This window comes from Streptomyces sp. NBC_01216 (genome assembly GCF_035994945.1).
Lineage (GTDB): Bacteria > Actinomycetota > Actinomycetes > Streptomycetales > Streptomycetaceae > Streptomyces.
The window spans coordinates 2142559-2162764 of record NZ_CP108677.1 but is presented as its reverse complement, the minus strand read 5'-3'; the positions used below and the strand labels follow the sequence as shown (position 1 = coordinate 2162764).

Genomic DNA, 20206 nt, shown 5'->3' with positions numbered 1-20206 from the left:
ACTCGGGCAGCCGGGTACGAAACCAAGCTAATCGCGCAAATGTCATATATCGAGCGCCAGGAGCAACGACCCACCAGACCGCTTGCGTTTCCAGCGCATCTGGGCCGGTCACGCGTGAATTCCGCACTACTGAGCGAAGGCGGGGTGAAACATCCCGAAGAGCCGCCACAGGCAGGCTGGCGCGATGCCGACGCATCCGGCGCGGCGGCTCTGACCTGAGAAAACCCGCGATCCGACGACATCGGCTCCGCGCGACGGTGCGTCAGGACAGCCGAAGAGAGCAACGGTCTATAGACCGTTTACGTTTTGGCATGTACGAGAAAGGGCCTGACCTGCGTTTCCGCTGGTCAGACCCTCTTTCCGGAAGTGCCCCCGGCAGGATTCGAACCTGCGCACACGGCTCCGGAGGCCGTTGCTCTATCCCCTGAGCTACGGGGGCGTGTCCGCCGTTTTCGGCGGCGACGGGTAGAACCCTACCAGCATCGGAGCGGTGCCCGTGAACAGGTATTTCCGTCGCGTCACCGGGGGTTCGATCCCCCGCGCGGGTCGGAAGTGGGTAAAACGCGGACGCGGCCGTCCGCCGGGACCTACTCTCGTTCGTGTGTCAGGCGTGTCCGGTCGGGTGCTCGTTGTCGATGACAACCGGGTGATCCGGCAGCTGATCAGGGTCAACCTCGAGCTTGAGGGCTTCGAGGTGGTGACCGCGGCCGATGGTGCCGAGTGTCTGGATGTCGTTCACCAGGTTTGTCCTGATGTCGTCACCCTGGACGTCGTCATGCCCCGTCTGGACGGTCTGCGGACCGCCGAGCGGCTGCGGTCCGATCCGCGGACCCGTCATGTACCGGTCGCGATCGTCAGCGCCTGCACCCAGTACGAGGCCGGCGGCGGCGTCGCCGTCGGTGTCGACGCCTTCCTGGCCAAGCCTTTCGAGCCCGCCGAGCTGGTCCGTGTCGTGCGGCAGCTCATGCACCGCGACCGGCGTGAGCGCCGCGACGGTCAGGAGGGTCCGTCTGCCCGTGACGGCAGACCCGACGGCAGACGCTGTGCCGACCACGCGGGGAGCGGGAACGTCCCGGGTCGGGGTCTCTGAGGCGTTGCCGTCGTCACGGCGTACACCGGCCCGGGTCCGGTCCGTGCGCATCCGGGGACGGGCCAGACCACGCCGCGCCGCGCGTCCAGTCGAAGCCCGGCCCGCGCACCCGCCCCATTCGAGTGAGGTACCGGCCCGTGCCCCGCCTCCGACCCGGTCGGTGGAGCGCCGTGCGCCGAGGCGGCCGTCCGCAGGTCCCGGCGCGTGAGTGACCGCATGGCGAAACCGGTTCGCTTTCGGCCCCCCCTTCTCCCCTAGGCTTGTCCCGTGACCCCCGCGGACCTCTCCCTCACCGTGCTGCGCGCCGTGCGCCGCGCGGTCGACGACGGCGAGTTGCGGGTCGACGCCGGCGCACTGCCGACACGGGTCAAGGTCGAGCGACCCCGGCCCGGGGGACGCGGCGACTACGCGAGCAACATCGCGCTCACCCTGGCCCGCCCCGCCGGGCGCGCGCCGCTCGACATCGCGGAGGTCCTGAAGACGCGGCTCGACCGGACTCCCGGGCTCGCCGCCGTCGACATCACCGGGGCCGGCTTCCTCAACTTCACCCTGTGCCCCGACGCGGGGCAGGAACTCGTCGACGAGATCCTGCGGCGCGGCAGCCGCTACGGATGGCGCGAGCCGCACGGCGAGACCGCGCGCCCCGTTCACCGCGCCGACCTGCGCGCCGCCGTCACCGCCGACGCCCTGCGCCGCCTTCTCGTCGCGCAGGGGTACCGGGTCCGTACGGTGTGCGAGGGCGCGGCCGATCCCGACTGGGCCCTGCTCGGGGTACGGGACGGCGCCGAGCCCGGCGAGGAAGGCGAGGCCGAAGCCGCCGCCCGGGGCCGGCTCGTCGCCGAGGTCGCCCCGTTGCCCGTGCCGTACACCGCCCGCGAACTGCTGGAGCGGCTGGGACCCGACGCCGCCCGCTGGGGGCTCCTCGCCGGCGCCGCGCACGACACCGCCCGTCTCGGCGACGACCTCCTCCGGCAGCAGGAGGGCAACCCCTTCTTCCGTGTCCGGTACGCCCACTCCCGGACGCGTGCGCTCCGACGCAACGCCGAGCAGCTCGGCTTCGGCCGCGCCCCGGCGCACGGCGCCCCCGGGACCGCCGGCGCCCACGACACCCCGGGGGCCCCCGGTATCCGGGAGACAGCCGGCGTGTCCGGGACCGCCGCCCGCGCCCCTGGCACCGCCCGCACCTCCGCCACCGCCGGCCCGCGCGCGCCCGGCGGGGCCGAGGGCTCGGAGGCGCGTGCCCGGCGGCTCCTCGCCGTACTCGGCGACCATCCGGCCGTGCTCGCCGCGGCCACCCGTCACCGCGCCCCGGACCGCGTCGCCCGGCACCTCGAAGGCGTCGCCGATGCCCTGCTCGACTTCCAGCACACGGTGCTGCCCCGCGGCGACGAGAAACCCTCGGCCGCCCACCGCTCCCGGCTCGCGCTCGCCGAAGCCGCCGGGACGGTGCTCGCCGGTGGCCTGTCCCTGCTCGGCATCAGCGCACCCGACCGGATCTGAAAGAGCTGACATGAGCCGTTCCGCCCACCCCGCAGGGCCCCGCCACGCCGACGTCCTCCCCGAGGGGCACTACTCCGCGCCGCCCACCGACCTGAACCGACTGGACCCCAAGGTCTGGGCCCGGACGGTCGAACGGAACGAGCGGGGCGTCGTCACCGTCGGCGGACTGACGGTGACCGAACTCGCCGAGGAGTTCGGCACCCCGGGCTACTTCCTCGACGAGTCGGACTTCCGGGCCCGGTGCCGTGCCTGGGCCGACGCCTTCGGCGAGGACGCCGACGTCTTCTACGCCGGCAAGGCGTTCCTCTCCCGCGCCGTCGTCCGCTGGCTGAAGGAGGAGGGGCTGAACCTGGACGTCTGCTCCGGCGGGGAGCTGGTCACCGCCCTCGACGCGGGCATGCCCGCCGAGCGCATCGCCTTCCACGGCAACAACAAGTCCCCCGAGGAGATCGAGCGCGCCGTCGCCGCCGGTGTCGGCCGCATCGTCCTCGACTCCTTCCAGGAGATCGTCCGCGTCGCCCACACGGCTCAGGCCCTCGGCAGGCGGCAGCGCGTCCAGATCCGGGTCACGGTCGGCGTGGAGGCGCACACCCACGAGTTCATCGCCACCGCGCACGAGGACCAGAAGTTCGGTATCGCGCTCGCCGGCGGGCAGGCCGCGGAGGCGGTGCGCAGGGCGCTGAAGCTGGACGGGCTCGAGCTGATCGGCATCCACTCGCACATCGGCTCGCAGATCTTCGACATGGCCGGTTTCGAGGTCTCCGCCCGCCGTGTCGTCCAGTTGCTCGCCGAGGTGCGTGACGAGCACGGCGTCGAGCTCCCCGAGATCGACCTCGGCGGCGGACTCGGCATCGCCTACACCTCCGAGGACGACCCGCGCGAGCCGCACCACATCGCCAAGGCGCTCACCGAGATCGTGACGCGCGAGTGCGAGTCCGCCGGCCTGAGTACGCCGCGCATCTCCGTCGAGCCGGGGCGCGCCATCGTCGGCCCCACCGCCTTCACCCTGTACGAGGTCGGCACGGTCAAGCCCCTCGAAGGGCTGCGGACGTACGTCAGCGTCGACGGCGGCATGTCGGACAACATCCGCACCGCGCTGTACGACGCGGAGTACAGCGTCGCGCTCGTCTCGCGGACCAGCACGGCCGAGCCGATGCTCTCCCGGGTCGTCGGCAAGCACTGCGAGAGCGGTGACATCGTGGTCAAGGACGCGTTCCTGCCGGCCGACCTGGCGCCGGGCGACCTGATCGCCGTGCCGGCCACCGGCGCGTACTGCCGCTCCATGGCCAGCAACTACAACCACGCGCTCCGCCCACCCGTCGTCGCCGTCCGCGACGGCGAGGCCCGGGTGATCGTCCGGCGTGAGACGGAGGAAGATCTCCTGCGCCTCGATGTCGGGTGATGAAATAGATGTCTCAGGATCCGGACGGAGGGCAGAAACCTCCGTCCGGTGAGTGAGACTGGTTCCCACCGTAGAGATACGAAGAAGTACGAGAGACGAGGTCGGATGATGCGTACGCGTCCGCTGAAGGTGGCGCTGCTGGGCTGTGGTGTGGTCGGCTCAGAGGTGGCGCGCATCATGACGACGCACGCCGCCGACCTCGCGGCGCGCATCGGCGCTCCGGTCGAGCTCGCCGGCGTGGCGGTCCGCCGCCCGGACAAGGTCCGCGAGGGCATCGCGCCCGAGCTCATCACCACCGACGCCACCGCCCTGGTCAAACGGGGTGACATCGACGTCGTCGTCGAGGTCATCGGCGGTGTCGAGCCGGCCCGCAGTCTGATCACCACCGCCTTCGAGCACGGCGTCTCGGTGGTCTCGGCCAACAAGGCGCTGCTCGCCCAGGACGGCGCGAGCCTCTACGCCGCCGCCGAGCGGCACGGCCAGGACCTCTACTACGAAGCCGCCGTCGCCGGCGCCATCCCCCTGATCCGGCCGCTGCGCGAGTCCCTCGCCGGCGACAAGATCAACCGTGTGATGGGCATCGTCAACGGCACGACGAACTTCATCCTCGACAAGATGGACACCTCCGGTGCCGGTTACTCCGAGGCGCTGGACGAGGCGACCGCCCTCGGGTACGCCGAGGCCGATCCGACGGCCGACGTCGAGGGCTTCGACGCCGCCGCCAAGGCCGCCATCCTGGCCGGTATCGCCTTCCATACCCGTGTGCGGCTCGACGACGTCTACCGCGAGGGCATGACCGAGGTCACCGCCGCGGACTTCGCCTCCGCCAAGCGCATGGGCTGCACCATCAAGCTCCTCGCCATCTGCGAGCGCTCCGCCGACGGCGCGTCCGTCACCGCCCGCGTCCACCCCGCGATGATCCCGCTCAGCCACCCGCTGGCCTCCGTCCGCGAGGCGTACAACGCGGTGTTCGTCGAGGCCGAGGCGGCCGGCCGGCTGATGTTCTACGGCCCCGGCGCCGGTGGTTCCCCGACGGCCTCGGCCGTGCTCGGCGACCTGGTCGCCGTGTGCCGCAACAAGCTCAACGAGGCCAACGGCCCCGGCGAGTCCGCGTACACCCAGCTGCCCGTGAGCCCCATGGGCGAGGTCGTGACGCGCTACCACATCAGCCTCGACGTGGCCGACAAGCCGGGCGTCCTCGCCCAGGTCGCGACGGTCTTCGCCGAGCACGGCGTATCCATCGACACGGTGCGCCAGCAAGGTCGGCCCGACGGAGACATCGAGGCCTCTCTCGTCGTCGTCACCCACCGCGCACCCGACGCCGCCCTCTCCGGGACCGTCGAGGCACTGCGCCAGCTCGACACCGTGCGCGGTGTCGCCAGCATCATGCGTGTTGAAGGGGAGTAAGGACCCATGACCAGCAAGGGCACCCACCAGTGGCGCGGCATCATCGAGGAGTACCGGGACCGCCTTCCGGTCACGGAAGAGACGCCCGTCGTCACGCTCCGTGAGGGGGGTACGCCGCTCGTCCCCGCTCAGGTGCTCTCCGAGCGCACGGGATGCGAGGTGCACCTCAAGGTCGAGGGCGCCAACCCCACCGGGTCCTTCAAGGACCGCGGCATGACGATGGCCATCACCCGGGCGAAGGAGGAGGGGGCGCAGGCCGTCATCTGCGCCTCCACCGGCAACACCTCGGCGTCCGCGGCGGCTTACGCGGTGCGTGCCGGGATGGTGTCGGCCGTCCTCGTGCCGCAGGGCAAGATCGCGCTCGGCAAGATGGGCCAGGCCCTGGTGCACGGCGCGAAGATCCTCCAGGTCGACGGCAACTTCGACGACTGTCTGACGCTGGCCCGCAGCCTCTCCGAGAACTACCCGGTGGCGCTGGTCAATTCGGTCAACCCGGTGCGCATCGAGGGCCAGAAGACGGCCGCCTTCGAGATCGTGGACATGCTGGGCGACGCCCCCGACATCCACGTGCTGCCGGTCGGCAACGCCGGCAACATCACGGCCTACTGGAAGGGGTACACCGAGTACTCCCGTCCGGGTGTCGCGGCCACCTCCGCCGCGGACGGCACTCGCCGTACGCTGCCCGCTCTGGCGGGCCACCGGCCGCGCATGTGGGGCTTCCAGGCATCCGGCTCGGCGCCGCTGGTGCGGGGCGAGGTCGTCAAGGACCCCTCCACCATCGCGACCGCGATCCGCATCGGCAACCCCGCCTCCTGGGAGTACGCGATCGCGGCACGCGATGAGTCGGGCGGCTTCATCGACGAGGTGACGGACCGTGAGATCCTGCGCGCCTACCGCCTGTTGGCCGCTCAGGAGGGTGTCTTCGTCGAGCCCGCGTCGGCCGCTTCGGTGGCCGGCCTGCTGAAGGCGGCCGAGCAGGGCAAGGTCGACCCGGGACAGCGGATCGTCTGCACGGTCACCGGCAACGGCCTCAAGGACCCCGACTGGGCGGTCGCGGGGGCGCCTCAGCCGGTGACCGTCCCGGTGGACGCCGCCGCGGCGGCCGAGCGCCTCGGCCTCGCCTGACGCGGCACGAGACCGTGACCGTGTGCCGGGCCTCGTCGGCCCGGCCATGGCTCCCGGTCCGCGTCCGGCGCGCGCAACTCCGGTCGCGTGCGCCGTGGTCGGGTGCCCGGCCGGGCTCGTGAACGGTGTGGCCGGCCCCCTCGCGGGCCCTGCCCGGTCCCGGTTTCGCCGAGTCCGGCGGATGCTCACCGGGCGTGCCGCGGAGGCAAACCCGACCAGGAACGTACATAGGCGCACAGGAAGGCTCGCGACACGCATCGTGCGCCTCCTGTGCGCCCTATGTCGCCACAGAACCTTCCTTCGATAGGCTGTACCAGAACCCGCCCCGTTGCATATGCGCGGTGTCGTTGCCGTTGTCGCCTCCGAGGCAGAAACGGCCCCTGGGTCTTGCGTACTTCTCTTGGAAAACCCGCAGTCAGAGTCAAGGAGAGTCATCGAGCGATGGCCGGTCCCGCGTTCCGCGCCGCCGCCGTAAGGGTGCGCGTTCCCGCCACCAGCGCCAACCTCGGCCCGGGCTTCGATGCCTTCGGCCTGTCGCTGGGTCTCTACGACGACGTCGTCGTCCGGGTCGCCGACTCCGGGCTGCACATCGACATCGCCGGAGAAGGCGCCGACACGCTCCCGCGCGACGAGAGCCACCTGCTCGTACGCTCCCTGCGTACGGCCTTCGGCCTGCTCGGCGGGCAGCCGCGCGGCCTCGAGGTCGTCTGCGCCAACCGCATCCCGCACGGACGGGGCCTCGGTTCCTCCTCGGCGGCCATCTGCGCCGGCATCGTCGCCGCCCGCGCCGTGACCATAGGCGGGGACGTCCGGCTCGACGAGACGGCCCTGCTGGAACTCGCCACCGAGATCGAGGGCCACCCCGACAACGTCGCCGCCTGCCTGCTCGGCGGTTTCACCCTCGCCTGGACCGAGTCCGGTGCCGCGCGAGCGATCAGGATGGATCCCTCCGATTCCGTCGTTCCGGTGGTTTTCGTCCCCGGGAAGCCCGTGCTGACCGAGACCGCGCGCGGGCTGCTGCCCCGCACCGTCCCGCACGTCGACGCCGCGGCCAACGCCGGGCGCGCCGCGCTCCTCGTGGAGGCGCTGACCCGCCGTCCCGAGCTGCTGCTCGCGGCCACCGAGGACCGGCTCCACCAGGAGTACCGGGCTCCCGCGATGCCGGAGAGCGTCGCGCTCGTGAACCGACTGCGGGGGGACGGCGTTCCCGCGGTCATCTCCGGCGCGGGCCCCACGGTGCTCGCGCTGGCCGAACGCGGGACGGCCGACAAGGTCGCCCGACTGGCGGGCGAGGGATGGGCCGCGAACCGGCTCGACCTCGACGCGTCCGGAGCGAGTGTTCTGCCGCTCGCTCCTTAGGTCGCGGGATTGCCGGTGATGGAGAGGGGGAATGTTTGTTGGAGCCGGTAGTGTTAACCTCAAGTCTGCACCCGAGGTCCTTGTGGCGCGGTGCGGAGTGTCCCCATCAGGGACCACCCCTTCTTCCGGGAGCCTCCTCAACTGCCTGAGCAGCCTGCCTGAGCAGTTTTGAGCACGCTCCGGAACCGGCACGACACCCCTCGCGCGTCCACGGTGAGGGCCGAGCAGGGGACCTCGGGCCGGACCCACAGCACGTTTCCTCTTCCGCCGTACCCGGCGGGACCACCGCCCCGACACGGTTCACACATCAGGACCGCCGTCGGACAGCACAACCGGTCGCCGAGCCAGATGGCCGACGTCCGCTCCAGGGAAGGACCCTTCGTGAGCGACACCACCGATCTGATGGGCGTGACTGCCGACAACAGTGTCGACGCCACCGCGCCCGCCGCAGGTGCTGCCACTGGCACCACCGCACGGCGCCGCCGCTCCGGCACCGGCCTCGAGGGCATGGTCCTGGCCGAGCTGCAGCAGGTCGCGTCCGGCCTCGGCATCAGGGGCACCGCGCGGATGCGCAAGAGCCAGCTGATCGAGGTCATCAAGGAGGCGCAGGCCGGAGGCTCCGCCCCCGCCAAGGCCGCCCCCGCCGACACGGCCGAGACCAAGCCGAAGCGCCGCGCCACCTCCAAGGCCCGTACGGGCGACGCGGCGGCCGAGACCGCCGCCCCCAAGGCGGAGAAGGCCGAGAAGGCCGCCGCCCAGCAGCAGATCGACATTCCCGGTCAGCCCTCCCCGAAGCTCCCGGCTTCGTCGGAGCAGGGCGGCGCCGGTGACGACCAGCCCACCGGCGAGCGCCGTCGCCGCCGCGCCACCGCCCCGGCCGGTGCGCCGGAGGGCGACGCCAAGACGGAGACCGCGCAGGCCGCCAAGGGCGAGTCCCGCGCCGAGACCCGGCCCGACACGTCCGGCGACGCCAAGGCCGAGACCGCCGCCGACAACGCCGAGGGCCGAAGCCGCCGTGACCGCCGTGACCGTGGTGACCGTGGTGACCGTGGTGACCGTCAGCGTGACCGCCGTGATCGCGGCCGGGGCGACGACCAGCAGGGTGGTGGCCAGGGCGGCCAGCGCCAGCAGCGTCAGGGCGGCCAGCAGGGCCAGCAGAACGGGCCCCAGGACGATTTCGACGACGAGGGCGGCCGTCGCGGCCGTCGCGGGCGCTACCGCGACCGCCGTGGCCGGCGTGGCCGTGACGACTTCGGCAACACCGAGGTCCAGGTCAACGAGGACGACGTCCTGATCCCCGTCGCGGGCATCCTCGACATCCTCGACAACTACGCGTTCATCCGGACGTCCGGCTACCTGCCCGGCCCGAACGACGTCTACGTCTCCCTCGCCCAGGTCCGCAAGAACGGCCTGCGCAAGGGTGACCACGTCACCGGCGCCGTGCGCCAGCCGAAGGAGGGCGAGCGTCGCGAGAAGTTCAACGCGCTGGTCCGCCTGGACTCCGCGAACGGCATGGCCGCCGACTCCGGCCGCGGCCGGCCGGAGTTCAACAAGCTGACCCCGCTCTACCCGCAGGACCGGCTCCGTCTGGAGACCGACCCGGGTGTGCTGACCACGCGGATCATCGACCTCGTGTCGCCGATCGGCAAGGGCCAGCGCGGCCTGATCGTGGCCCCGCCGAAGACCGGCAAGACCATGATCATGCAGGCGGTCGCCAACGCGATCACCACCAACAACCCCGAGTGCCACCTGATGGTCGTCCTGGTCGACGAGCGTCCGGAAGAGGTCACCGACATGCAGCGGTCGGTCAAGGGCGAGGTCATCTCCTCGACCTTCGACCGTCCGGCCGAGGACCACACCACCGTCGCCGAGCTGGCCATCGAGCGCGCCAAGCGTCTCGTCGAGCTGGGTCACGACGTGGTCGTCCTGCTCGACTCCATCACCCGCCTGGGCCGCGCGTACAACCTCGCCGCGCCCGCCTCCGGACGCATCCTGTCCGGTGGTGTCGACTCGACCGCGCTCTACCCGCCGAAGCGCTTCTTCGGTGCCGCGCGCAACATCGAGGACGGCGGCTCGCTGACCATCCTCGCCACCGCGCTGGTCGACACCGGCTCCCGCATGGACGAGGTGATCTTCGAGGAGTTCAAGGGCACCGGCAACATGGAGCTCAAGCTCGACCGGAAGCTCGCCGACAAGCGCATCTTCCCCGCGGTGGACGTCGACGCGTCCGGTACCCGCAAGGAGGAGATCCTCCTCGGCAGCGACGAGCTCGCCGTCACCTGGAAGCTGCGCCGTGTGCTGCACGCGCTCGACCAGCAGCAGGCGATCGAGCTGCTGCTCGACAAGATGAAGCAGACGAAGTCGAACGGCGAGTTCCTGCTGCAGATCCAGAAGACGACCCCGTCGGCCGGCAACAACGACTGACGAGATGTCCGTCACGCGGCGGGGACCGGCCCTGGGGCCGCCACCACCGCTGTGACCTGCGCAGACGACGCGATGCCCACCGTGCCCGCACGGTGGGCATCGTGCTGTGCGGGGCTTTCCGGCCGCTCGCTCACCGAAACCTCACAGAGAGCCATGCAACCCTTTCGGACGCTTCGCCGTCACAGAAGGTGAACCATGGACCTGAGGTAACAGATGACTGAGCAGACCAGCGACGGTGACATACGCGGGACCGGCCGCCGCCGCAAGCCACCCACCCGGGGCCGTCGCGTGGCGACCGTCGCCGCGTGGGGCGCGGCCGTGCTCGTCCTCGTGGGCGGCTCCGGGCTCGCCTACACGTACGTCAAGCTCAACGGCAATCTGCGGGGCGTCGACATCAACGCGCGGCTCGGCACCGACCGGCCCGAGGACGTCGACGACGGTTCCATGGACATCCTCGTCCTCGGTTCCGACTCCCGGGCCGGCGACAACGACGCCTACGGCCGGGACGAGGGCGGCGCGCGCTCCGACACGGCGATGGTCGTGCACGTCTACGAGGGCCATCGCAAGGCGAGCGTCGTCTCCATACCCCGTGACACCCTCATCGACCGCCCCCGGTGCACCGACTCCCAAGGCGGTACCGTCGCCGGCCGGAGCCGGGCGATGTTCAACACCGCGTACGAGGTCGGCGGCCCGGCCTGCGCCGTCAAGACCGTCGAGTCGATGTCCGGCATCCGTATGGACCACTACATCGAGGTCGACTTCACCGGCTTCAAGAAGCTGATCGACAAGCTCGGAGGGGTGGACGTCACCACCACGGCGCCCATCAAGGACGCCAAGAGCCACCTCGACCTCCCACCGGGCACCCATACCCTCGACGGGGAACAGTCCCTCGGCCTCGTGCGTACCCGCAAGAGCGTCGGGGACGGCAGCGACCTCGGCCGCATCCAGCTCCAGCAGGCGTTCGTCAAGGCATTCATCGCGCAGGTGAGGGAGGTCGGCGTGCTGGGCAACCCGAAGAAGCTCCTCGACCTCGCGGACACCGCCACCAAGGCCATCACGCCGGACTCCGAACTCGACTCGCCGGCCGAGCTGCTGGGCTTCGCGCGCGGCCTGGGTGCGATCGGCGCCGAGGACGTCCGGATGGTCACGATGCCGGTCGTGTACGACCCGGCCGACCCGAACCGGGTCGTGCCGCTCCAGGCCAAGGCCGACCAGGTCTGGAAGGCGCTCGCCGCCGACCTCCCGATCCCGGCCTCGGCGACCGAGGACACCGCCACCGGCAAGGCCGAGGGCGTCATCCGCTAGCGCCGCGTCAGGCGAGCTTCGCCCCGCCCCGCCGACGGCCGCTCCGGACGCGCCCCGGACGGCCTCCGGCACTCGCGGCGCGGCGGCGGAATAGTTTCAGCCCGGCCCCGGTTTTGGGAGATACGGCCGGTCCTGGCAGACTGGTACGTCGGCCCCGGTTCACGCATGTGCATCCCGCACGGCGACCCGGTGCCCTCCCGAAACTAGGAGACACCTTGAAGCGCGAGATCCACCCCCAGTACGTCGAGACCCAGGTCAGCTGCACCTGCGGCGCGTCGTTCACCACCCGTAGCACCCTCACCGAAGGCGCCATCCGCGCCGAGGTCTGCTCCGAGTGCCACCCGTTCTACACGGGCAAGCAGAAGATCCTCGACACCGGCGGCCGCGTCGCCCGCTTCGAGGCCCGCTTCGGCAAGGCTGCGGCCACGAAGTAGCACGTCACTGCGCCGGTCCTTGGTCGCTCCCGCACGGGGGGACCGGACCGGCGCTTTGCCGTCCCCGCAGTCGCCCCCGCAGCAGCCCTTTCACGAGCACCCAGGAGCACCCGATGTTCGAAGCGGTCGAGGACCTGGTCGGCGAGCACGCCGACCTCGAGAAGAAGCTCGCCGACCCTTCGGTCCACTCCGATCAGGCGAACGCGCGCAAGCTCAACAAGCGTTACGCGGAGCTGACCCCGATCATCGGCACGTACCGGGCGTGGAAGCGAGCGGCGGACGACATCGAGACGGCCAGGGAGCTGGCCGCCGACGACCCGGACTTCGCCGCCGAGGTCAAGGAGCTGGAGAAGCAGCGCGAGGAGCTCACCGACAAGCTGCGGCTGCTGCTCGTCCCCCGCGACCCCAGCGACGACAAGGACGTCATCCTGGAGATCAAGGCCGGCGCGGGCGGCGACGAGTCCGCGCTGTTCGCCGGCGACCTGCTCCGGATGTACCTGCGCTACGCCGAGCGCGTGGGCTGGAAGACCGAGATCATCGACTCCACCGAGTCCGAGCTCGGCGGCTACAAGGACGTCCAGGTCGCGGTGAAGACCAAGGGCGGCAACGGCGCGACCGAGCCCGGCCAGGGCGTCTGGGCGCGGCTGAAGTACGAGGGCGGGGTGCACCGTGTCCAGCGCGTGCCCGCCACCGAGTCGGCCGGCCGGATCCACACCTCCGCGGCCGGTGTCCTCGTGACCCCCGAGGCCGAGGAGATCGACGTCGAGATCCACCAGAACGACCTGCGGATCGACGTCTACCGCTCGTCCGGACCCGGCGGCCAGTCCGTCAACACGACCGACTCCGCGGTGCGCATCACGCACCTGCCGACCGGCATCGTCGCCTCCTGCCAGAACGAGAAGAGCCAGCTCCAGAACAAGGAGCAGGCCCTGCGCATCCTCCGTTCCCGGCTGCTCGCCGCGGCGCAGGAGGAGGCCGAGTCCAAGGCCGCGGACGCGCGCCGCAGCCAGGTCCGCACCGTCGACCGTTCCGAGAAGATCCGGACGTACAACTTCCCGGAGAACCGCATCTCGGACCACCGTGTCGGCTTCAAGGCGTACAACCTGGACCAGGTGCTCGACGGCGAACTGGACGCGATGATCCAGGCGTGCGTCGACGCCGACTCGGCCGCGAAGCTCGCCGCCGCCTGAGTACGCGACCCCGTCAGCCCCACCCCGCACCACGGAGGACCAGCGTGAACCTGCTGCTTGCCGAGGTGGCCCAGGCCACCCAGCGGCTGGCCGACGCCGGCGTTCCCTCACCGCGTTTCGACGCGGAGGAGCTCGCCGCGTTCGTGCACGGCGTCAAGCGGGGGGAGCTGCACAACGTCAAGGACGCCGACTTCGACGCCCGCTACTGGGAGGCGGTGGCCCGCCGCGAGGCGCGCGAGCCGCTCCAGCACATCACCGGACGCACGTTCTTCCGCTACCTGGAGCTCCAGGTGGGGCCGGGGGTGTTCGTGCCCCGCCCGGAGACCGAGTCGGTCGTCGGCTGGGCCATAGACGCCGTCCGGGCGATGGACGTCGTCGAACCGCTCATCGTCGACCTGTGCACCGGCTCGGGCGCGATCGCGCTCGCCATGGCCCAGGAGGTGCCGCGCTCTCGCGTGCACGCCGTGGAGCTGTCCGACGACGCGCTGGTGTGGACCCGCAAGAACGCGGAGGGGTCCCGCGTCACCGTCCACCAGGGAGACGCGCTCACCGCGCTGCCCGAGCTCGACGGCCAGGTCGACCTGGTCATCTCCAACCCGCCGTACATCCCGCTCACCGAATGGGAGTACGTGGCGCCCGAGGCCCGCGACCACGACCCGGAGATGGCCCTCTTCTCCGGCGAGGACGGCCTCGACACCATCCGGGGGATCGAGCGCACCGCGCACCGGCTGCTGCGCCCGGGGGGTCTCGTCGTGATCGAGCACGCGGACACCCAGGGGGGCCAGGTGCCGTGGATCTTCAACGAGGAGGCCGGCTGGGCCGACGCCGCCGACCACCCCGATCTGAACAACCGGCCGCGTTTCGCGACCGCCCGCAAGGCGACGCCGTGACGACGCCGTGCCCGCCGGGGCCGTCCGCCCCGTACGGTACGGACCACCGGGCACGGCCGGCCGCCGGCGGGGCCTTCGGCGTCCCGGGCACGTCCCGTGGCGGACGGCAGGGGGAGAACGTAGTGACCACGAACTGGGAGGCCCGCTAAATGGCTCGGCGATACGACTGCAACGAGGCGACCGACCGTGTGACCGGTCTGCGCGAGGCCGCGTCCGCCATCCGCCGCGGCGAGCTGGTCGTCCTGCCCACCGACACCGTCTACGGGATCGGTGCGGACGCCTTCAGCTCGGAGGCGGTCGCGGACCTGCTGACGGCGAAGGGCCGGGGCCGCAACATGCCCACGCCCGTCCTCATCGGCTCCCCGAACACGCTGCACGGGCTCGTCACGGACTTCTCCGAACAGGCGTGGGAGCTCGTCGACGCCTTCTGGCCGGGTGCCCTGACGCTGGTCGCGCGGCACCAGCCGTCGCTCCAGTGGGACCTGGGGGACACCCGGGGGACCGTCGCCGTCCGGATGCCGCTCCACCCGGTCGCCATCGAGCTGCTGACCGAGGTCGGTCCGATGGCCGTGTCCTCGGCGAACCTCACGGGACACCCCTCTCCGGAGGACTGCGACGCGGCCCAGGGCATGCTCGGCGACTCCGTGTCCGTGTACCTCGACGGCGGGCCGACCCCCGGTATCGTTCCGTCCTCCATCGTCGACGTGACAGGGAAGGTCCCGGTGCTGTTGCGGGAGGGCGCGCTGTCGCCGGAGGAGCTCCGCAAGGTGGTACCCGACCTCGAGGTGGCCAATTGACCGCCCCTGAGGGGCGTGGCATAGCGGGGTACGAGAACGGTTCCTTCCGCATCCTCCACGTCAGCACCGGCAACGTCTGCCGCTCGCCGATCACCGAGCGGCTGACCCGGCATGCCCTGTGCGACCGTCTCGAAGACCCGGACGGCGGCGGTCTGATCGTGGAGAGCGCGGGCACCTGGGGGCACGAGGGCGCCCCGATGGAGGCCAACGCGGAGCTCGTCCTCGCCGACTTCGGCGCGGACCACAGCGGCTTCATGGGCCGCGAACTGCTCGACGAGCACGTCATCCGGGCCGACCTCGTCCTGACGGCGACCCGCGACCACCGGGCCCAGGTCATCTCGATGGGCCACTCGGCCGGTCTGCGCACCTTCACCCTGAAGGAGTTCACCCGGCTGGTCCGCGCGATAGACCCGGCCACACTGCCGGACCCCCGGGGCGAGGGCATGACCGAACGCGCCCGCGCCCTGGTCCGGGCCGCCGCCGCGCTCCGCGGGTGGCTGCTGGCCCCGAGCGTGGAGGCGGACGAGGTGAACGACCCGTACGGTGCGCCGATCACCTTCTTCCGCTCGATCGGCGACGAGATCAACCAGGCACTGGACCCGGTGGTGACGGCGTTGACGGGGGTCTCCGCGCGCCGCTGAGAGCCTGTCGGGTGACCTTCGATCGACAGGCGAGCGTGCCAGGGCGCGACCACCCGGTCAGAGGCCATCCGGCAGGCTCCGAGGGGGCGGCCCGGCGGCACCTTGGGCCGGACGGCCCACGGCGCCGGTGAACGGCGGGCAAAGCCGGGGCGACGCGCCTACATTGGAGCTGAAGCCCAGCCCACGCCTGGAGCCACAGATGCCGGTCACCGCTCCACCCGCAGAGGAACTCGACGTCCTGCGCCGCCAGGACCCGGAGATCGCCGACGTCCTGATCGGGGAGGCGCGCCGGCAGGCCGACAGCCTCCAGCTGATCGCCGCCGAGAACTTCACCTCGCCCGCCGTCCTCGCCGCGCTCGGCTCGGCCCTCGCCAACAAGTACGCCGAGGGCTATCCCGGCGCCCGCCACCACGGCGGCTGCGCGTACGCCGACGCCGCCGAGCGGATCGCCGTCGACCGGGCGACGGCGCTCTTCGGTGCCGAACACGCGAACGTCCAGGCCCACTCCGGCTCCTCGGCCGTGCTGGCCGCCTATGCCGCGCTGCTGCGCCCCGGCGACACCGTCCTGGCCATGGGCCTCGCCCACGGCGGCCACCTCACCCATGGTTCGCCCGCCAACTTCTCCGGCCGCTGGTTCGACTTCGTGCCCTACGGCGTGGACGCGGAGACCGGTCTCGTCGACTACGAGCAGATCGCCGCCCTCGCCCGCCACCACCGCCCCAAGGCGATCGTCTGCGGCTCGATCTCCTACCCCCGGCACCTCGACTACGCGGTCTTCCGCGAGATCGCCGACGAGTGCGGCGCCTACCTCATCGCCGACGCCGCCCACCCCATCGGTCTGGTCGCCGGGGGAGCGGCGCCCAATCCCGTCCCGTACGCCGACATCGTCTGCGCCACCACCCACAAGGTGCTGCGCGGCCCCCGGGGCGGGATGGTGCTCTGCGGCGCCGAGCTCGCCGACCGGGTCGACCGTGCCGTCTTCCCGTTCACCCAGGGCGGCGCCCAGATGCACACCATCGCCGCCAAGGCCGTCGCCTTCGGCGAGGCGGCGTCGCCGGCCTTCGCCGCCTACGCGCACCGGGTGGTCGCGCACGCCCGGGTGCTCGCCGAGGCACTGGCGGCCGAGGGGTTCGCCGTCACGACCGGGGGCACCGACACCCACCTGATCACCGCCGACCCGGCGCCGCTCGGCGTCGACGGGCGCACCGCCCGGACGCGTCTCGCGGCGGCCGGCCTGGTCCTCGACACCTGCGCCCTGCCCCACGGCGACGGCCGCGGCATCCGTCTCGGCACCGCCGCCGTGACCACGCAGGGCATGGGGCCCCCGGAGATGGCCCGGATCGCCGTGCTCTTCACGCTCGCGCTGCGTGACGAACCGGCGGAGACGGCCCGGGTACGCGCCGAAGTCAGGGCCCTGACCGGGCGATTTCCCCCGTATGGCCGGTGAGTGTCCGGACCGCGCAACCGTCCGCACCCCCCGTATGTCCTCAAGCACAGGGACGGCCCGGCTAGTGTGTGGGGCTGAGATGGCCAGCGATTCCTGTGGGGCAGCCCGTGCGTGATTACCTGCTGACGCTCTGTGTCACGGCGGCCGTGACCTATCTGCTCACCGGTCCGGTGCGGAAGTTCGCCATCGCGACCGGGGCGATGCCGGAGATCCGCGCCCGCGACGTGCACCGAGAGCCGACTCCGAGGCTCGGCGGCATCGCCATGTTCTTCGGGCTGTGCACGGGACTGCTGGTCGCGGACCACCTGCAGAATCTCAACAGCGTCTTCGAGCTCTCCAACGAGCCGCGCGCGCTGCTCTCGGGCGCGGCGCTGATCTGGCTCATCGGCGTGCTGGACGACAAGTTCGAACTGGACGCGCTGATCAAGCTGGGCGCCCAGATGATCTCCGCCGGTGTGATGGTGATGCAGGGGCTGACGATCCTGTGGCTGCCGATCCCGGGTGTCGGCACGGTGGCGCTGACCCAGTGGCAGGGCACGCTGCTGACCGTCGCCCTGGTCGTCCTCACCATCAACGCGGTGAACTTCGTCGACGGTCTCGACGGTCTGGCCGCCGGCATGGTCTGCCTCGCCGCGGCGGCGTTCTTCCTGTACGCGTACCGGCTCTGGTACGGCTACATGATCGAGGCCGCCGCCCCCGCGACGCTGTTCGCCGCGATCCTCATGGGGATGTGCCTGGGCTTCCTGCCGCACAACATGCACCCGGCGCGGATCTTCATGGGCGACTCCGGATCGATGCTGATCGGCCTGATCCTGGCCGCGTCCGCGATCTCGATCACCGGCCAGGTCGACCCCGACACCCTGAAGCTCTTCGAGGGGTCCACGCGGGAGGCGACCCACGCCGCGCTGCCCGTCTTCATCCCGCTGCTGCTGCCGCTCACGATCATCGCGATCCCGATGGCCGACCTGGTCCTCGCGATCGTGCGCCGCACCTGGAACGGCCAGTCGCCGTTCGCGGCCGACCGGGGTCATCTGCACCACCGGCTCCTGGAGATCGGCCACTCCCACAGCCGGGCGGTGCTGATCATGTACTTCTGGTCGGCGCTGATCGCCTTCGGCACCCTCACCTACTCCGTGCACTCCACGTCGATGTGGATCGTGCTGACGGTCGTGGTGCTGAGCGCGCTCGGTCTGCTGCTGCTCCTGCTGCCCCGGTTCGCGCCGAGGGCCCCGCGCTGGGCGGAGTCCTTCATGCCGCCCCGGTACCGCCGTACCCGGCGTCCGCGGGCGGAGGCCGCCTCCGGGGCCGCGGGAGCGCCTCAGGGGCCGGTGGAGGAGCGGTCGGAGCGCGTCCCGGTGCCGGCCGGTGTCAACGGCTCCACCGCCATCGGTCACCGTTCGCGCTTCACCGACCGGCGGAAGGCCGGAACGCCAAGTTGACGAATGCCCCGTGGAGTTGCATTACCAGACAACTCGCCACCCCGTCGCGCACACACGCGCGCGGTAGCTCTCATGTGTGACAGTCCGCACACCCACGGGTAAAGACCTATTCAAATAGTTTGTGATACGGTTCACGAGACCCGCCGACAGCGCCGAAAGACCGTAGTGCGACGGTCTGTTGGCCCCGAGAGACACTCGGACCGGGCCTACGCTCGTCCCTGACGACACCCCTGCACGACTGCCCCCACCAAGCAAGCGGAGACACCGCCATGCCGTCCAACGACGCACGCATCCTCCTGTCAGCTGCCCTTCCCGCTGCTGCCACCGGCGCCATCGCCGCGGTCATCAGCGGTGTGGTCGCCGGCGGCGAAGGTGTCCTCGGCGCCGTCCTCGGCTGCGTGGTCGTCATCGCCTTCATGGGCATCGGGCTCGTGGTGCTCCAGCGGACCGCGAAGTCGTTGCCACACCTGTTCCAGGCCATGGGGCTGATGCTCTACACGGCCCAGCTGCTGCTGCTGTTCGTCTTGATGGCGCTGCTGAAGAACACGACCTGGTTCGACTTCAAGGCGTTCGCCTTCACCCTGCTCGCGGCGACCATCGTATGGATCGCCGCACAGGCCCGTGCCTACATGAAGGCCAAGATCCTTTACGTCGAGCCCGAGCCCTCGAACGGTGACAAGCCCAAGAAGACGGGGCCGTCGACGTGAGGGGTAGGGCCGGGATAAAGGCGCCTCCGGCTTCCTGCTATCGTCCGGTGCCAACTGCGGCATTGCGGGCGCGGGCATCCGAGCCGACGCCTGTCCCAGCGCGACGAGGCTCGACGCCGAACCGCCGCCCCCTTATCCGTAAGACCAGTCCAGTGCCGACCCGCGGCTGTGTGCCGCGCCGACACAACGAGGTTGCCGTACCTATGCGCCACGCTGAAGGAGCCCGCGGTGAGTGCTGACCAGACGCTTGCCTTCGACCCGGATTGCCACATCTTCAGTGGATGCGGCTTCCCGGCGCCGGGCCTGCACACGTTCATGTACGAGCCGATCGCCACGTGGGGCGGCTTCGAGTTCACGAAGCCCATGCTCCTCGCGATCCTGGGCTCGATCGTGGTCGTCGGGTTCTTCTGGGCCGCCTTCAACAAGCCCAAGCTGATCCCCGGCAAGATGCAGATGGTCGGCGAGGCCGGATACGACTTCGTGCGCCGCGGCATCGTCTACGAGATCATCGGCAAGAAGGACGGCGAGAAGTACGTCCCGCTGATGGTGTCGCTGTTCTTCTTCGTCTGGATGCTCAACCTCTGGTCGATCATCCCGCTCGCCCAGTTCCCGGTCACCTCGCTGATCGCCTTCCCGGCCGGTCTCGCCCTGATCGTGTACGTCCTCTGGGTCTCGCTGACGTTCAGGAAGCACGGCTTCGTCGGCGGCTGGAAGAACATCGTCGGTTACGACAAGTCGCTCGGCGCGATCCTCCCGATGGTCGTCGTCCTCGAGTTCTTCTCGAACCTCCTCATCCGGCCCTTCACGCACGCGGTCCGACTGTTCGCGAACATGTTCGCCGGTCACCTGCTGATCGTGATGTTCTCGCTGGCCACGTGGTACCTCATGAACGGCCTCGGCTTCGTCTACGCGGGCGCCTCCTTCGTGATGGTCCTCGTGATGACCGCCTTCGAGCTCTTCATCCAGGCCGTCCAGGCGTACGTCTTCGTCCTCCTGGCCTGCAGCTACGTCCAGGGCGCGCTCGCCGAGCACCACTGAGCCCGACCGGA

The 20206-nt window shown here is 70.9% G+C and carries 17 protein-coding genes and 1 tRNA gene; 17 read left to right on the top strand and 1 reads right to left on the bottom strand.

Annotation, left to right across the window (positions count from 1 at the left end; genetic code table 11):
- Positions 1-367: 367 nt before the first annotated feature.
- Positions 368-439 (bottom strand) — tRNA-Arg (locus OG393_RS09050).
- A gap of 51 nt (positions 440-490) precedes the next feature.
- On the opposite strand from OG393_RS09050, the gene OG393_RS09045 reads away from it, so the two are divergent.
- The 17 genes from OG393_RS09045 to atpB all read left to right on the top strand — a co-directional run bounded on the left by OG393_RS09045 (position 491) and on the right by atpB (position 20195).
- Entirely contained in the window at positions 491-1090 is a 600-nt protein-coding gene (locus tag OG393_RS09045; RefSeq protein ID WP_442817279.1) for a response regulator, read from the top strand.
- A 267-nt stretch (positions 1091-1357) separates the two neighbouring features.
- Entirely contained in the window at positions 1358-2590 is a 1233-nt protein-coding gene (nrtL, locus tag OG393_RS09040) for an ArgS-related anticodon-binding protein NrtL (protein WP_327374116.1), read from the top strand.
- A 10-nt stretch (positions 2591-2600) separates the two neighbouring features.
- A complete protein-coding gene (lysA, locus tag OG393_RS09035; protein WP_327374115.1) occupies positions 2601-3992 on the top strand; it encodes a diaminopimelate decarboxylase in 1392 nt (463 codons plus the stop codon).
- Positions 3993-4100: 108 nt separating this feature from the next.
- Positions 4101-5399: a homoserine dehydrogenase gene (locus OG393_RS09030; protein WP_327378362.1), complete on the top strand. Its 1299-nt coding sequence runs from the start codon at positions 4101-4103 to the stop codon at positions 5397-5399.
- A 6-nt stretch (positions 5400-5405) separates the two neighbouring features.
- Positions 5406-6524, top strand: a complete 1119-nt coding sequence (thrC, locus tag OG393_RS09025; protein ID WP_327374114.1) for a threonine synthase — start codon at positions 5406-5408, stop codon at positions 6522-6524.
- Between the two features lie 441 nt (positions 6525-6965).
- Positions 6966-7883, top strand: coding sequence for a homoserine kinase (gene thrB / locus OG393_RS09020; RefSeq protein ID WP_327374113.1), 918 nt, complete (start codon positions 6966-6968; stop codon positions 7881-7883).
- A gap of 381 nt (positions 7884-8264) precedes the next feature.
- A complete protein-coding gene (gene rho / locus OG393_RS09015; RefSeq protein WP_327374112.1) occupies positions 8265-10307 on the top strand; it encodes a transcription termination factor Rho in 2043 nt (680 codons plus the stop codon).
- A gap of 213 nt (positions 10308-10520) precedes the next feature.
- Complete coding sequence (locus tag OG393_RS09010) at positions 10521-11612, top strand: LCP family protein (protein ID WP_327374111.1); 1092 nt, start codon at positions 10521-10523, stop codon at positions 11610-11612.
- 215 nt (positions 11613-11827) lie between these two features.
- Positions 11828-12046: a 50S ribosomal protein L31 gene (rpmE, locus tag OG393_RS09005; protein ID WP_327374110.1), complete on the top strand. Its 219-nt coding sequence runs from the start codon at positions 11828-11830 to the stop codon at positions 12044-12046.
- A 113-nt stretch (positions 12047-12159) separates the two neighbouring features.
- A complete protein-coding gene (gene prfA / locus OG393_RS09000) occupies positions 12160-13236 on the top strand; it encodes a peptide chain release factor 1 (RefSeq protein WP_327374109.1) in 1077 nt (358 codons plus the stop codon).
- A gap of 44 nt (positions 13237-13280) precedes the next feature.
- The gene (prmC, locus tag OG393_RS08995) at positions 13281-14126 is read left to right on the top strand and encodes a peptide chain release factor N(5)-glutamine methyltransferase (RefSeq protein WP_327374108.1); all 846 of its coding nucleotides are present in this window, start codon (positions 13281-13283) and stop codon (positions 14124-14126) included.
- A 149-nt stretch (positions 14127-14275) separates the two neighbouring features.
- A complete protein-coding gene (locus OG393_RS08990; protein WP_327374107.1) occupies positions 14276-14923 on the top strand; it encodes an L-threonylcarbamoyladenylate synthase in 648 nt (215 codons plus the stop codon).
- Entirely contained in the window at positions 14920-15564 is a 645-nt protein-coding gene (locus OG393_RS08985; protein ID WP_327374106.1) for an arsenate reductase/protein-tyrosine-phosphatase family protein, read from the top strand. Before OG393_RS08990 ends, OG393_RS08985 begins: the two co-directional genes overlap by 4 nt.
- A 199-nt stretch (positions 15565-15763) precedes the next feature.
- Positions 15764-17011, top strand: coding sequence for a serine hydroxymethyltransferase (glyA, locus tag OG393_RS08980; protein ID WP_327374105.1), 1248 nt, complete (start codon positions 15764-15766; stop codon positions 17009-17011).
- Between the two features lie 107 nt (positions 17012-17118).
- Positions 17119-18450, top strand: a complete 1332-nt coding sequence (locus OG393_RS08975) for an MraY family glycosyltransferase (protein WP_327374104.1) — start codon at positions 17119-17121, stop codon at positions 18448-18450.
- A gap of 269 nt (positions 18451-18719) precedes the next feature.
- The gene (locus OG393_RS08970) at positions 18720-19157 is read left to right on the top strand and encodes a hypothetical protein (protein ID WP_327374103.1); all 438 of its coding nucleotides are present in this window, start codon (positions 18720-18722) and stop codon (positions 19155-19157) included.
- A gap of 228 nt (positions 19158-19385) precedes the next feature.
- Complete coding sequence (atpB, locus tag OG393_RS08965) at positions 19386-20195, top strand: F0F1 ATP synthase subunit A (protein ID WP_327374102.1); 810 nt, start codon at positions 19386-19388, stop codon at positions 20193-20195.
- The last annotated feature ends 11 nt before the right edge of the window (positions 20196-20206 follow it).

What these genes read in the sequence shown, in the direction of transcription:
- lysA (WP_327374115.1), top strand. Translation starts at nt 2,601, where the DNA reads ATGAGCCGTTCCGCCCACCCCGCAGGGCCCCGCCACGCCGACGTCCTC.
- OG393_RS09030 (WP_327378362.1), top strand. Translation starts at nt 4,101, where the DNA reads ATGCGTACGCGTCCGCTGAAGGTGGCGCTGCTGGGCTGTGGTGTGGTC.
- thrC (WP_327374114.1), top strand. Translation starts at nt 5,406, where the DNA reads ATGACCAGCAAGGGCACCCACCAGTGGCGCGGCATCATCGAGGAGTAC.
- thrB (WP_327374113.1), top strand. Translation starts at nt 6,966, where the DNA reads ATGGCCGGTCCCGCGTTCCGCGCCGCCGCCGTAAGGGTGCGCGTTCCC.
- OG393_RS09010 (WP_327374111.1), top strand. Translation starts at nt 10,521, where the DNA reads ATGACTGAGCAGACCAGCGACGGTGACATACGCGGGACCGGCCGCCGC.
- prfA (WP_327374109.1), top strand. Translation starts at nt 12,160, where the DNA reads ATGTTCGAAGCGGTCGAGGACCTGGTCGGCGAGCACGCCGACCTCGAG.
- OG393_RS08990 (WP_327374107.1), top strand. Translation starts at nt 14,276, where the DNA reads ATGGCTCGGCGATACGACTGCAACGAGGCGACCGACCGTGTGACCGGT.
- glyA (WP_327374105.1), top strand. Translation starts at nt 15,764, where the DNA reads ATGCCGGTCACCGCTCCACCCGCAGAGGAACTCGACGTCCTGCGCCGC.
- OG393_RS08970 (WP_327374103.1), top strand. Translation starts at nt 18,720, where the DNA reads ATGCCGTCCAACGACGCACGCATCCTCCTGTCAGCTGCCCTTCCCGCT.